General features: G+C 67.2%; 13 protein-coding genes and 1 tRNA gene. 2 read left to right on the top strand and 12 right to left on the bottom strand.

What is annotated here, in order from left to right; translation table 11 throughout:
- Both AC07WJ_RS35790 and AC07WJ_RS35785 read right to left on the bottom strand, forming a co-directional pair.
- Window positions 1-800: elongation factor Tu (locus tag AC07WJ_RS35790; protein WP_494939511.1), on the bottom strand; the 800-nt coding region annotated here is incomplete at its 3' end.
- A gap of 79 nt (window positions 801-879) precedes the next feature.
- Window positions 880-1530 (bottom strand): hypothetical protein, encoded by a 651-nt coding sequence (locus tag AC07WJ_RS35785; protein WP_494939510.1) that lies wholly within the window; start codon window positions 1528-1530, stop codon window positions 880-882.
- 250 nt (window positions 1531-1780) lie between these two features.
- Here AC07WJ_RS35785 and AC07WJ_RS35780 point away from each other — a divergent pair, with 250 nt between their 5' ends.
- Window positions 1781-1969 carry a hypothetical protein gene (locus tag AC07WJ_RS35780; RefSeq protein ID WP_494939509.1) on the top strand — a complete coding sequence of 63 codons (189 nt, stop codon included), beginning with the start codon at window positions 1781-1783 and terminating at the stop codon, window positions 1967-1969.
- A gap of 61 nt (window positions 1970-2030) precedes the next feature.
- Here AC07WJ_RS35780 and AC07WJ_RS35775 read toward each other — a convergent pair.
- The 7 genes from AC07WJ_RS35775 to AC07WJ_RS35745 all read right to left on the bottom strand — a co-directional run bounded on the left by AC07WJ_RS35775 (window position 2031) and on the right by AC07WJ_RS35745 (window position 8803).
- A tRNA-Gly gene (locus tag AC07WJ_RS35775) sits at window positions 2031-2104 on the bottom strand.
- A 108-nt stretch (window positions 2105-2212) separates the two neighbouring features.
- On the bottom strand, window positions 2213-2830 hold the full coding sequence (locus AC07WJ_RS35770; protein ID WP_494939508.1) for a hypothetical protein: 618 nt from the start codon (window positions 2828-2830) through the stop codon (window positions 2213-2215).
- Between the two features lie 123 nt (window positions 2831-2953).
- The gene (locus tag AC07WJ_RS35765) at window positions 2954-4573 is read right to left on the bottom strand and encodes an ABC transporter ATP-binding protein (RefSeq protein ID WP_494939507.1); all 1620 of its coding nucleotides are present in this window, start codon (window positions 4571-4573) and stop codon (window positions 2954-2956) included.
- Window positions 4570-5409 (bottom strand): ABC transporter permease, encoded by an 840-nt coding sequence (locus tag AC07WJ_RS35760; RefSeq protein WP_494939506.1) that lies wholly within the window; start codon window positions 5407-5409, stop codon window positions 4570-4572. The genes AC07WJ_RS35765 and AC07WJ_RS35760 overlap by 4 nt, the downstream gene beginning before the upstream one ends.
- Window positions 5406-6392: an ABC transporter permease gene (locus AC07WJ_RS35755; protein WP_494939505.1), complete on the bottom strand. Its 987-nt coding sequence runs from the start codon at window positions 6390-6392 to the stop codon at window positions 5406-5408. The genes AC07WJ_RS35760 and AC07WJ_RS35755 overlap by 4 nt, the downstream gene beginning before the upstream one ends.
- 36 nt (window positions 6393-6428) lie before the next feature.
- The gene (locus AC07WJ_RS35750; protein WP_494939504.1) at window positions 6429-8039 is read right to left on the bottom strand and encodes an ABC transporter substrate-binding protein; all 1611 of its coding nucleotides are present in this window, start codon (window positions 8037-8039) and stop codon (window positions 6429-6431) included.
- Between the two features lie 164 nt (window positions 8040-8203).
- The gene (locus AC07WJ_RS35745; RefSeq protein ID WP_494939503.1) at window positions 8204-8803 is read right to left on the bottom strand and encodes a class I SAM-dependent methyltransferase; all 600 of its coding nucleotides are present in this window, start codon (window positions 8801-8803) and stop codon (window positions 8204-8206) included.
- A gap of 451 nt (window positions 8804-9254) precedes the next feature.
- Here AC07WJ_RS35745 and AC07WJ_RS35740 point away from each other — a divergent pair, with 451 nt between their 5' ends.
- Window positions 9255-10484 carry an MFS transporter gene (locus AC07WJ_RS35740; RefSeq protein WP_494939502.1) on the top strand — a complete coding sequence of 410 codons (1230 nt, stop codon included), beginning with the start codon at window positions 9255-9257 and terminating at the stop codon, window positions 10482-10484.
- A gap of 36 nt (window positions 10485-10520) precedes the next feature.
- On the opposite strand, the gene AC07WJ_RS35735 is transcribed toward AC07WJ_RS35740, so the two are convergent.
- From AC07WJ_RS35735 to AC07WJ_RS35725, 3 genes are read right to left on the bottom strand one after another with little or no spacing between them, the layout of a single operon-like run.
- Window positions 10521-11201 (bottom strand): DUF2848 domain-containing protein, encoded by a 681-nt coding sequence (locus AC07WJ_RS35735; protein WP_494939501.1) that lies wholly within the window; start codon window positions 11199-11201, stop codon window positions 10521-10523.
- 41 nt (window positions 11202-11242) lie between these two features.
- Window positions 11243-12745, bottom strand: coding sequence for a tripartite tricarboxylate transporter permease (locus tag AC07WJ_RS35730; protein ID WP_494939500.1), 1503 nt, complete (start codon window positions 12743-12745; stop codon window positions 11243-11245).
- A gap of 3 nt (window positions 12746-12748) precedes the next feature.
- Complete coding sequence (locus AC07WJ_RS35725; protein WP_494939499.1) at window positions 12749-13213, bottom strand: tripartite tricarboxylate transporter TctB family protein; 465 nt, start codon at window positions 13211-13213, stop codon at window positions 12749-12751.
- Window positions 13214-13242: the final 29 nt, after the last annotated feature.

Genomic DNA, 13242 nt, shown 5'->3' with positions numbered 1-13242 from the left:
AGCTTGCGGAACATTTCGACACCGGTCACCGTGGTCTTGGTGGTGTCCTTGATGCCGACGATTTCGACTTCCTCGCCAACCTTGACGATGCCGCGCTCGACGCGGCCGGTGACCACCGTGCCGCGGCCCGAGATCGAGAACACGTCTTCGATCGGCATCAGGAACGGCAGGTCGATCGGACGCTCCGGCTGCGGGATGTAGGAGTCGACGGTTTCCATCAGCGCCAGCACGGCGTCATGGCCGATCGCCGGCTCGCGGTTCTCCAGCGCGCACAGCGCCGAACCCTTGGTGATCGGAATGTCGTCGCCCGGGAAGTCGTACTTCGACAGGAGCTCGCGCACCTCGAGTTCGACCAGCTCCAGGAGCTCGGCGTCGTCGACCATGTCGACCTTGTTCAGGAACACCACCAGAGCGGGAACGCCGACCTGACGGGCGAGCAGGATGTGCTCGCGGGTCTGCGGCATCGGGCCGTCGGCGGCCGAAACCACCAGGATCGCGCCGTCCATCTGGGCCGCGCCCGTGATCATGTTCTTCACATAATCGGCGTGGCCGGGGCAGTCGACATGAGCGTAGTGGCGGTTCTTCGTCTCGTATTCGACGTGAGCCGTCGAGATCGTGATGCCACGCGCCTTCTCTTCCGGCGCCTTGTCGATCTGGTCATAGGCCGTGAACGTCGCGCCACCGGACTCGGCCAGAACCTTGGTGATCGCCGCGGTCAGCGAGGTCTTGCCATGGTCGACGTGACCAATCGTGCCGATGTTGCAGTGCGGCTTGTTGCGTGCGAACTTTTCCTTGGCCATGGAACGCCTCTCGACGGATCGAATTGGAACCTGCGGCCGGAACGACCACATCTCGGGGCGTGGGGATAGTGGGATTTCGTCAGTTCCGCAAGAGCCAGTTCCGGTAAGTCTTGGCGGCGGATGATCCAAGCCGCGCCGCGGGCTCGCCGGCGAGCGCCGGCACCAGGAAAGTCCCGACCAGCCCGCCACCACCGTCGATCACCGCGGTGAGCTCGGGATAGGCGGCGAGCGTCGCCCCGCTGGTCGCATCCTTCAGCGTCACGGTGGCGACCAGGACATGGTGCTGGGACACCAGGATTCGCATGGCTTCGTTCGGCAGGACGAGGCGCGTGACATGCATGTCCAGACGCGCCGGCCTCGCCCCGAGCAAGGCGCCGCCGAGCTCCTGCTGCAGCGCCGCCTGCAAGGCCTGGCGCGTCGCGTGGTCGTAATAGGCCAGTGCTTCCGCCGAATTGGCGATGGCGAAGTAATCAGCGCCGCCGGAGCGCGCCGCGGCCGGAACCACGCTTTCCGGGCGATCCGCATGCCCCACCGGTTCAATGCCCTTGGAACGCGCGAAAGCCGCCTCCAGGCTCGTCGTCTTGCCGCTGACGCCGGGTGCCAGCGTCACATGGATGGCCGCGACCCGATAGGTGTTGAGCTCGGCGACCGAAAGCGCCGGCGGCGGCGCCGAAACGCAGGCCGCCAGCATCATCCCCAATGCCGCAATGAAAATACCCTGAATACGCATACCACCCCCCCGTTGCACGCGAAGGATGCAATAGCTCTCACGGAGATCGCAAGGAGGTGCGTTGGCTTGCGCACAGCCTTGCCGGGGCGGCGGCATCGCCATGCGAATCGAACGACGCGGCGGATGCTGGAACGCGCGTTCCGATGGCGACGGTCCACGAGCGCCCCTGTTGCGCCGTTGCGGTACGGCAATGGGCAACGCGGATGACTCGGCGGCCAAATTGGCGTTGAATGGGCGCCGGAGCCTTGCCATGCGCCATGTCGCGGCAAAAATCGCGGGATTGATCGGCACCATCGGCGCCGTGGCCAGTGTCGCGGGCTTCCTGCTATCGGCCGTCCATCTGACCGCGCCCGGCCTCGAACTGGCGGCGCGGCTCTATTTCGCCGGCCTCACGGTGGCCGTCATCTGCTTCAGCGCCAGACCCCTGCTGCGGGGATGATCGCAGGCGACGGGCCGAGCCGCCGCGCGCTCGGCGGTTCATGCCCGCGGATGAAGGATGTTGGAGCGGGTAGCGGGAATCGAACCCGCATATTCAGCTTGGAAGGCTGCTGCTCTACCACTGAGCTATACCCGCGTCGGCAAGGGAGTGACCACATTCCGCGCCTGGGATCAAGAGGCAGGCCGGCGCGACGCACAGTCCGAGAGCATGCGCCGCTCCGCCCAAGCCACCCGCGCCGACGTCTCAACGCAGGCCGAAGGTCTTCCGTGGGATGACGGCGGAACCGGCGGTGTTCCGGCGCGGCCGGTCGGACGCGTCGAAGGCGCCACGCTCGAATCGCGCCCCACCCCCGGCCGTGGGCAAGAGGCCGATCACCACCAGGCTTGCGAGAAACAGCACGTGAAATGCCGGTCCGAGCCAGGGCAAGGCCTGCAGGTTCAGCATGGAGGACAGGATCAGCAGGCCGAAGATCGCCCAGGCCACGGCCTTCGGATGCCCGGCATCGACAACACGCTTGCCCACCACCGCGAGCGCCGAGCGGATGGTAAGCAGCGCCAGTCCGATGAACAGCACCGACCACAGGGCGCCGAGACCGGCGCTTTGAAGCACATGGGCGATGATGCCGTCCCGGAATGCGCCGGTCGTCTCACTGTCGCCTTCGGTGATCTTGCGGGCCTGAACCGCCACCTCGAAGCTGTTGCGCGCCAGAAGCCATTGCTGCGCCGCCTCCAGCAGCTTGAAGAGCAGCGTCTGCAGCGGTCCGGTGACCAGGCCGAACACGAAAAGCCCCAGCATGGCCAGCCAATAGGTTTGCCTGCCGATGCGGCCGTCCAGGCCCCAGAATAGCGCTTTCGCCTGCATATCGCCGCCCCCCCACAATCGGAGATTGCACGATGCGGCTTAACAATCTTTTGCACCATGCCGGGTCATTCCCGGCCGGCGCAAAACGCTTCGCTAAGACACCTGCGCGACGGCGCGGGCTGGTCAGGCCGGAGCGCCGCGCGTCGCCTCCCAGGCCCGGCCGGGAATGGCCGCGAGAAGCTCCCTCGTATAGGCGTGGCGCGGGGTTTCGAACACCTCGCGGGTCGGACCGAGCTCAACGATCTCGCCCCGTTTCATCACGGCGATCCGGTCGCAGATCTGCGCCGCGATGCGCAGGTCATGGGTGATGAACAGCATGGTGAGGCCGAGGCGGGCCTTGAGGTCGGCGATCAGGTCGAGCACCTGGGCCTGCACCGAGACGTCGAGCGCCGAGACCGGCTCGTCCGCCACCAGGAGTTCGGGATCGAGCGCCAGCGCTCGCGCCAGCCCGATGCGCTGACGCTGGCCGCCGGAAAATTCATGGGGAAAACGGTCGATGGCGCCGGCATCGAGGCCGACGAGCGCCAGCAGCTCGCGCGCCCGCTCCAGCGCGACGCTCTTGGCGACGCCATGGGTCACCGGCCCCTCGGCGATGATCTCGCCGACCCGCCGCCGCGGATTGAGCGAGGCGAAAGGATCCTGGAACACCATCTGGATCTTCTTGCGCAGCGGCTTCATCGCGGCCTTGGCCAAGGGCGCGATATCGACGCCGTCGAACAGGATGGCACCGGCCGTGGGGTCGTAGAGCCGGACCACGCAGCGCGCCAAGGTCGACTTGCCCGAACCCGATTCGCCGACCAGGCCGACGGTCTCGCCGCGCGCGACCACCAGGGACGCGTCATTGACCGCCCGCACCTCGCTGCGCCGAACCAGGAAACCGCCGCGGTGGAACACTTTCGAGACGTCGCGAATGTCGAGCAGCGGCGCCGTTGTCACCGTGACGCGCGAGACCGCCGCGAAATGCGGCACGGCGGCGATCAGCCGCTGGGTATAGGGATGGCGCGGCGTGTTCAGCACTTCGTCGCGGGTGCCGATCTCGACGATCCGCCCCTTGCTCATCACGGCGACGCGATCGGCGATATCGGCGACCACGCCGAAATCATGGGTGATGAACAGCACGCCGGTGCCCTTGGTCGCCTGCAGGTCGCGGATCAGCCGGAGGATCTGCGCCTGGGTGGTGACGTCGAGCGCGGTGGTCGGCTCGTCGGCGATCAGCACGGCCGGTTCGAGCGCCAGCGCCATGGCGATCATCACACGCTGGCGCTGGCCGCCGGAGAGGCGGAAGGGATAGGCGTCGATGGTGCGGGCCGGATCGGGAATGCCGACGCTGGCCAGCAGCTCCAGCGCCCTGACCCTGCGCGAGGCGCCGTCGCCGACGTCATGGGCTTCCATCACCTCGGCGATCTGCTTGCCGATCGGCATGATCGGGTTGAGCGCGGTCATCGGCTCCTGGAAGATCATGGCGACGCGCCGGCCGCGCAGCGAGCGCTTGGCCTCGGCGCTCAGCCCCAGAATGTCCTCCCCCTCGAAGGTCACCGAGCCCGAGGTCACCGGCAGGCGCTTCGGCAGGAGCCCCATGATGGTCGAGGCGGCGATCGATTTGCCCGAGCCGGATTCGCCGACGATGCACAGGACCTCGCCGGGTGAGAGATCGAACGAGACGTCCGAGATCGCCTCCGGCCGGTCGCCGCCCGGCGGCAGCGCGACGGTGAGGTTTTTCACCGAGAGCAGCGGCCCGGTCATTCGCTACCTCGGTCATGCAGGCGCGGGTTGAGGGCATCCGACAGCCCCTCCCCGATCAGGTTGAGGGCGAGCACAGTGAGGAACAGCGCGATGCCGGGAAACACGCTGGTCCACCAGGCGAGCTGGATGGTCGAGCGCCCCGAGCCGATCATGAAGCCCCAGCTCATCACATTGGGATCGCCGAGCCCCAGGAACGACAGCGCGGCTTCGAGCAGGATGGCGGTCGCCACCATGAAGGAGGCGAGCACGACGATCGGCGACAGCGCATTGGGCAGGATCTGGCGGAACACGATGGTCCAGGTGCCCTGCCCGAGCACGACGGCGGCCTGGACGAATTCGCGCGAGCGCAGCGACAGGAATTCGCCGCGCACCACGCGCGCCACCGGCGGCCAGGAGACGATCGCCACCGCCAGTACGATGGAGGCGACCGAGGGCTGGAAGATCGCGACGATCAGGAGCGCCAGCACGAAGCTCGGGATCGCCTGGAAAAACTCGGTGAAGCGCATGATCACGTCGTCGATCAGGCCGCCGGCATAACCGGCGAAGGCGCCGAGCGTGACGCCGATCAGCAGCGCGGCGGCGGTCGACACCGCGCCGATCAAGAGTGACACGCGGGCGCCATGGACAATCGTCGACCAGACGTCGCGGCCGAGCATGTCGGTGCCCAGGAGGTGTCCCTCGTCGAGCGGCGGCGACACCGGCGCGCCGGCCATGCTCCAGGGATCGCCAGGGGCGATCCAGGGGCCGAACAGCGCCAGGATGAGCACCACGGCCATGATCGCCACGCCGATCACCGCGCCGATATTCCTGGAAAAGCGCCTCCAGAACGCGGTCATGCGCCCACCTCGATACGCGGATCGACCAGCGCATAGACAATATCGGTGATCAGGTTGATCACCACCGCCATGGCCGAGGTGACGATGAACACGCCGAGCAGCAGATTGTAGTCGCGCGCGAGCAGCGCCTCGAAGGCGAGCCGGCCGACGCCCGGCCAGGCGAACACGGTTTCGACCAGCACCGAGCCGCCGACAATGGTGCCGGCCTGCACGCCGGCGAAGCCGATCACCGGCAGAAGCGCGTTCCTGAGGATGTGCCGGCGCACGATCGGGCCCTCCTTCAGGCCCTTGGCGCGCGCGGTACGGACGAAATCCTGGGTCGCCACCTCCAGCATCGAGGCGCGCGTCAGCCGGGCATAGAGCGCCATGAAGAACAGGCCGAGCGTCAGCGAGGGCAGCACCAAGTACTGCGCCACGTCGAGCGCGAAGGCCAGACCATGCAGATCCTCGCCGATCGAATACATGCCGATCGCCGGCAGCCAGTTCAGCCAGATCGAGAACACCAGGATGAAGATCAGGCCGACCCAGAAAAGCGGCGTCGCGTAGCAGGTCAGCGCGACCACGGTGATCAGGCTGTCGGCCCAGGTGCCGACGCGCCTCGCCGCCAGCACGCCGAGCGTGACGCCGACCGAGACGGCGAAGACGAAGGCCGTGGCGGTCAACAGGATGGTCGCCGGCAGCCGCTCGGCGATCAGGCTGCCGACGGTGCGCTGGACCCGGTGCGAATAGCCGAAATCCAGCGTCGCTATGCCCTTGAGATAGATGAAGAGCTGGGTGCCGAGCGACTTGTCGAGGCCGAACTGCTCGCGCAGCTGGGCCAGGAACTGGGCGTCGGCCGCCCCCGACTGGCCGGCGATGACCAGCGCCGGATCCCCCGGCGCCAGCCTGACCAGGAAAAAGGCGAGGATGACCACGCCGATCACCACCCCCAGCGCCTTGACCAGGCGCTGGGCGAGGAAGCTGAGGAAGTGCGAGGCATCCATGTCAGACGACCCGGATCCGGGATTGCGTCACTCCGCTCACCCCAGGGTCACGCCGGCGAAATTGTCATGAATGCCGGTGGCCGAGGTGATGACGTTCTTCAGCCGCTTGTCGGTAATGGTCGGGAAGGCCAGCTCCAGGAGCCAGATCACCGGCATGTCCTCGACCAGAATCTTCTGAACCTCGCTGAAGGCGGCCTGGCGGTCCTCCGCCTTGGCCGATTGGCGCGCCTTCAGGAAGGCGGCGTCGACCTTCGGGTTGGAATAACCCATGGTGTTGGTGAAGGTGATCTTCTGGATGTTCGAGGACACATAGGTGCGCTCGACGCCAATGGTCGGGTCGCCCCACTGGTAGACGAAATTGACGGTGAGGTCGTAATCCCACTCGCCGACCCGGCGCGCCCAGGTGGCGGCGTCCACGGCTTCCGCATTCAGTTTGACGCCGATCTGGCCGAAGGCCTGGCGGATATATTCGCCGAGCCGGTTCCAGATCTCGCCATAGGGCAGCGTCATGAAGCGCAGCTCGAAGCGGGTGCCGTCGGCCTTGCGCGGATGGCCGGCTTCGTCCAGCAGCTTGTTGGCCTCGGCGACGTTGAAGGCCGGTACCTTGACGGTCGCGTCATGGAACTTGGTGGTCGAGCAGATCGGGCTGGTCGCCGCCTTGCCGACACCGAACCACAGGCGGTTGAGGATGAAGTTGCGGTCGATCGCCATCGCCATGGCGCGCCGGACCTTGGGGTCGTCGAGCGGCTTCACCCGGTTGTTGATGTCGATCCAGGACAAGGGCGCGAACAGCTCCCAGCCGTTGATCGCCACTTCGAGATTGGGCAGGCCGCGGAAGCGCGGCACGTCGAAGGCCTCGATGTCGTTGAATGCAGCCATCTGCACCTGGCCCGACTGCAGCGCCACCCCGCGCAGGTTGGAATCGGGAATGACGCGATAGACGATCTCGTCGAGCGTCGGCTTGCCCGGCTGCCAGTATTTGTCGAATTTGACCAGCCGGATGAAATTGCCACGCTGCCACTCACCGAAACGGAACGGTCCGGTTCCGACCGGGTTCTGGTTGGCCGGATTGTTGCGCAGGTCGGTGCCGTCATAGAGGTGCTTGGGCAGCATCGGCAGCGTGGTCGCGTCGAAGTTCAGGATGAACGGCTCGAACGGCGTCTTCAGCTTGATGACGACGGTCGCCGGATCCTTGGCCACCGCGCTTTCGATATTGGCGAGGGTGGCGCGCAGGCGCGGATTCACCTCCGGGTGCAGCTTGGTGAGATTGAACACCACGTCGTCGGCCGAGAACGGCTTGCCGTCGTGCCAGGTCACCCCGGTCTGCAGGTTGAACGTATAGGTCAGGTCGTCGGAACTGATCTCCCAGGATTTGGCCAGCGCCGGCCGGGCGCCGAGGCGCGGCGAATAGGACAGCAGCCCCTCGAACAGCTTGCCGCCGACGATCAGCGTCGGCCCCTGGTTGTTGATGCCGGGCACGACGATCGGCGGCTCGGGCGTGATGATGGTGTTGAGCACCTTGCGGCCCTGCGCCAGGGCTTGCGGACACAGGAATGTCGATGGCAGCGCCGCGGCGAGGCCGCCGGCCGCGCCCAGCTTGACCAGCGCGCGGCGGCTCAGCCGCTGGTGGGATCGATCCTCAGCCATGGAATTCCCCTGTGATGTCGTTCACCCTCGCAGCCGTTGGGCCGGCCGCTTTCGTCAAGTATGGGCGGGCGCCGCCGATCGTGCCAAGCGATAAAAGCAGGCAGTCGGTGATGATCGACACGGCAGCCCGCGCAAATGGCCCGCGCGTGGGAACCGGACGCTGGTCAGACCGCGGCCATGGCCTTGCGCGCGACGATGCGGTGGATCGGCTTGCCCGAGGAGGCGCTGACGACCGCCTCGTCGAGCAGGATCGCCGCCGGCCGCAAGGCGCCGAGCACCAGCGCCTTGTCGAAGGAAGCATAGAGCCGGCCATGGCCGTCGCGCTGATCCTGTAGCTCGGTCGTTCGCCAGGTCAGGTAGAGCGTGCCGCCGGGCTTCAGGATCGCCGCCAGCCGGGCGACCGACGGCGCGATCGCCTCGGGCGCGAGATGCATGATGACGGTTTCGCACAGCACGTTGTCGAACCGCGCCTCGGCGATGCCGGCGAGTTCGGGCAGCAGGGCTTGCGCGAAGCTCAGGTCCGGATAGCGCCGGCGCGCCTCGGCGACGAGCCCGGCCGAAGCGTCGTAGCCGACCGCCGGAAAACCCTCGGCATTGAGCCAGGCGACCTCGCGGCCGCTGCCGCAGCCGATATCGGCGGTCGGCCCGGGCGAAAAGAACCGCCGGACCGCCTCCCGCAGGTCCGACCCGACCGGCTGGGCGTGCCAATCGGCGGCGAAATCGCCGGCCGCATGGTCATAGGCATCGACTGTTTTGCGATCCATTAGCCTGTCCTCCGGGATGAACAGGAAAACGCCCGGCGACGATTGGCAAATGACCTGTCCGTGTGCAGGCCAGGCGAGGATCACCAGGTGAACGCCAGCCGGCATATTCTCGACGTCATCCCCGGCCGAGGCGAAGCCGAGAGGAAGGGGATCCAGCGGCCGACAGGCCGCGCTTTCAGCGTATGAAATTGGCGCGCAAGTGATCCCGTCACGGTGATTTTGCGATGTCCCGGACGCTGCTCTGCACCCCCTGGATCCCCTTCCTTCACCCGTGCAGAAACAAAGGCTTCTGCACGGGCTCGCCGGGGATGACGGAGTGTGATGCCGGCAGTCGTTCCCGCTCGTGGCCAGCCGCCTCCCCCGCCCTCGCCCGGCCGTCATCGCGACGCCGGGCAGCCGCGCTTTTTCATAGGGTTGTGAGCATACGGCGGCTCAAGCAGTTTCTCTGGACATGCCGAGTCCATCCGCGCCGAAAGCTCCTACCGCCCGTATTGCCGGCCTGCTCGCCATCACCCAGGTGTTTGGCTGGGGGACCACCTATCATCTGCCCTCGACCATGGCGGCGCCGCTGAGCGCCGAGCTCGGATTGACCCGCGAAGGCATTTTTGCCGGCATTTCGGTGATGCTTCTGGTCAGCGCCGTGGTTGCACCGCGGTTTGGCCGGATCATCGACCGTCACGGCGCGCACTGGCCACTGGTCGCGGGATCGCTGCTGATGGCGGCAGCCCTGGTGGTGCTGTCGCGCGCAACCGACCTCGTCACCTATCTCGCCGCCTGGGTTCTGATCGGGCTCGGCACGCCGCTGTCGCTGACCCAGGCCGCCACCGCCGCGCTGGCGCAACTCGACCGCCAGCGTGCGCGCCAGTCGATCGGGCTTTTGATGATCATGGGCGGGCTGTCGTCGACGCTGTTCTGGCCGTTGACCGCATGGCTCAACACCAGCATCGGCTGGCGCGAGACATGCCTTTTGTTCGCCGCCGCGCAATTGCTCATCTGCCTGCCGATCCACGCCTTCGGCCTGCGCGTCTCCAACGGGCGCAACCATGATGTCGTGGCATCCGGCGAGACCGCGGCGCCGATCCCGGCCTTGACGCCGGCCGACCGGCGCAAGGCCTTCATCCTGATGGCGCTCGGCTTTTCGCTGACCGGCTTCGTCTCCTGGGGCATGCCGCTGCATATCATCGGCATTCTCGAGGGTTATGGCCATTCCTCGGCCTTCGCGGTCGCCGCCGGCGCGCTGATGGGCCCCGCACAGGTCTCGGCGCGGCTTGCCGAAATGACCTTCGGCAAGCGCCACGGCATCCTCACCATCGGTGTCGTCTCGGCGGCGATCATGCCGGTTGCCGTCGCTCTGCCGGTCATCGGCAATGCCTCACCGGCGATCGCCATCGGTTTCGTCATCGGTTACGGCCTTGCCGCCGGCGCCATGTCGATCGTGCGCAATGTCGCGCCGCTCGCCCTGTTCGGCTGGCAGACCTATGCCACCATGACCGGCTGGCTGTCGCTGCCGCAGAACGTCGTCTTCGCGATCTCGCCGATGATCTTCGCCGCGATGATCGACCGCTCAGGCCCCACCACGGCCTTGATCATCTCCTTCGGGGCGGCGCTCGGCGCGCTCGGCGTGATGATCATGCTGGAGCGCCACTTCCGCCGCGTCGCCGAAACCGGCCGCACCGCCTGAGCGCGATCCGGTTCCGGGCGCCTGCGCCGATGCGTCTCAGCTGACGACGGGCAGATCGGCGATGTCATAGCCATGGCTGATCGCCCGGTTCAGCACCGGATCGATCAGTTCCATTTCGAAGCGCGCGGCCGGCCGGATGCCGCCGATCGCACCCAGCGTGCCGCCGAACATGACGGTCGCCGGCGGCAGGATGGTGTGGCCGGTCCATTTGACGATCAGGTCGAGCGGCGGCCGCAGCGCCGAAAGCTTGCCCTCCTGGTAGAGCACGCGGGCGCCGTCGATGACCGCATGCGAGCGCAGCACGAGCTCGTCCCAATGCGGCGCGACCTCGTCGAGCTTCCACAACACGGTCGCCACCGGCTTGGCGCACATCTGCTTGGACAGGGCGATGCCGACCGTCTCCGCCTTGCGGTCGGTGTGGTCGGAGCCGACCGTGACCCAGAGACCGTCGGCGAGCGACACGATCACCGGCTCGATCTCGCCCGACGAATCCGGCCCCAGCACCTCGACGCGCGTCGCCTGGGTCACCAGCGCATTGGCGCCGCGGTAGAACACCGGCACCGAAGACGGCGGCGGCACGCCGATCGCCGCGAGCTCCTCGATATGATGGTGGATCGCCTTCTCGTCGCGACCGGCCCAGCCGGCGATCACGAGGGTTTCCGGGGTGAAGGCGATATGGTCGAAGCGGCTGCCCTGGTGGCGGGTGAAAGTCAGCATGAGATCGCATCCTGTCGAAAGATGAGAGAGCGATAGCCGGTCTAGCCTTCGACCGCCATCTCCTTCCGCTTGGCGTTGATCCAGGGCACCAGCGCGGTCGTCAGCACCACCGCCGAGGCGATGATGAACACCGCCGAGATCGGCCGCTCCAGGAAGGTCGTCCAGCTGCCGCGCGACAGGATCAGCGCTTTCCGGAGATTGTTTTCGAGCAGTGGCCCGAGCACGAAGCCCAGGACCAGCGGCGCCGGCTCGAAGCCCCAGCGCGCCACCGCCCAGCCGATCACTCCGAAGCCGATCATCACATAGACGTCGAAGATCTGGCCGGAGACCGAGAACACCCCGATACAGCAGAGCAGCAGGATCAGCGGGAACAGGATGCCATAGGGCACGCTCAGGCAGCGCACCCACAGGCCGATCAGCGGCAGGTTGAGGATGAGCAGCATGACATTGCCGACATACATCGAGGCGACCACGCCCCAGAACAGATCAGGCCGCTGGCTGATCAGGGTCGGGCCGACAGGCACGTTGTGGATGATCAGCGCGCCCATCAGCAGCGCCAGCACGGCGTTCGGCGGGATGCCCAAGGTCAGGAGCGGGATGAAGGCCGAGCCGGCGGCGGCATTGTTGGCGGCCTCGGGCGCGGCGACGCCTTCGATGGCGCCATGGCCGAACCGCTCCGGCGTCGGCGAGATGCGTTTTTCCACGGCATAGGCGACGAAGGAGGCGATCACCGCCCCGCCGCCCGGCAGGATGCCGAGCACGAAGCCGATCACCGTGCCGCGCAGGATGGCGAAGCGGCTCGCCAGCCAGTCGGACCGTTTCGGCATCAGCCCGGTCACCTTGCCCTCGACCAGGCTGCGGCTGGTGCCCTGTTCCAGGTTCTTCAGGATCTCGGCCACCCCGAACAGGCCCATGACCACGGGCACCAGGCCAACCCCGTCGATCAGTTCGAGCCGGTCGAAGGTCAGCCGCGGCAGGCCGGTGATCGAATCCAGCCCGACGAGCCCGAGCACCAGGCCGATCGCCGCCATGATCAGCGATTTCAGCACCGAGGCCTGCGAGAGATAGGCGATGAGGCAGAGGCCGAGCACCATCAGGGCACAATATTCCGCCGGCCCGAAGGCGAGCGCGGCCGTCACCATGACCGGCGCCAGCAGCACCAGACCGACCAGCGCCACGGTGCCGGCGATGAACGAGCCGATGGCGGAGATGGCGAGCGCCGGACCGGCCCTGCCCTGCCTGGCCATTTCATGGCCGTCGAGACAGGTGACGACGGAGGCGGCTTCGCCCGGAATACGCACCAGGATCGAGGTGGTCGACCCGCCATACATCGAGCCGTAATAGATGCCCGCCAGCATGATCACCGCCGCGGTCGGCGGGATCGCCAGCGTCGCCGGCAGGAGCAGGGACATGGCGGCGATCGGGCCGATGCCCGGCAGTACGCCGACCAATGTGCCGATGACGACGCCCGCGAGGCAGTAGAACATGTTCTCGGGCGCGAGCGCGACCAGGAAGCCGGTTCCGAGCTGGCCGATCAGGTCCATGTGTCAGCTCCCGGGCAGGATGCCGGCGAGCAGGCCCGGCGGCAAAGGGCTCGACAGGAGCCTGGCGAAGATGAACCACGACAGCAGAGCGGCGGCGCCGCCGAGACTGAGCGCGACCGGCCAGGCATAGCCGCCGACCACCACGAACAGGCCGGTCAGCAGCAGGATGGTCGAGGGAATGAAACCGATCGGCTCGAAGGCGAGCGCGTAGATCGCCATGGCGGCCGCGGCGCCGAGCGCCAGCCGCCAGCGGCCCTCGCCCGCCGGCATCGGATCGGCCGGCGGCGCGACCAAACCGATCAGCGCCAGCAGCGCGCCGCAGGCGATCAGCAGCGTGCCGATCCACCAGAAGATGAAACCGGAACCCGGATTGACCGGCCGGCCGAGGCCGAGATCCACGCCCTCCCGTACCAGCAGGGCGCCGAGCGCGGCTGAGGCCGCCGCCGCCACGAGATCGGCAACGCGCATCGTGACCACCATTCCGACTGGATGTGAAA

It is taken from the genome of Phreatobacter sp. GW821-FHT04C01 (assembly GCF_059420385.1).
This window is presented reverse-complemented; position numbering and strand designations above follow the sequence as displayed.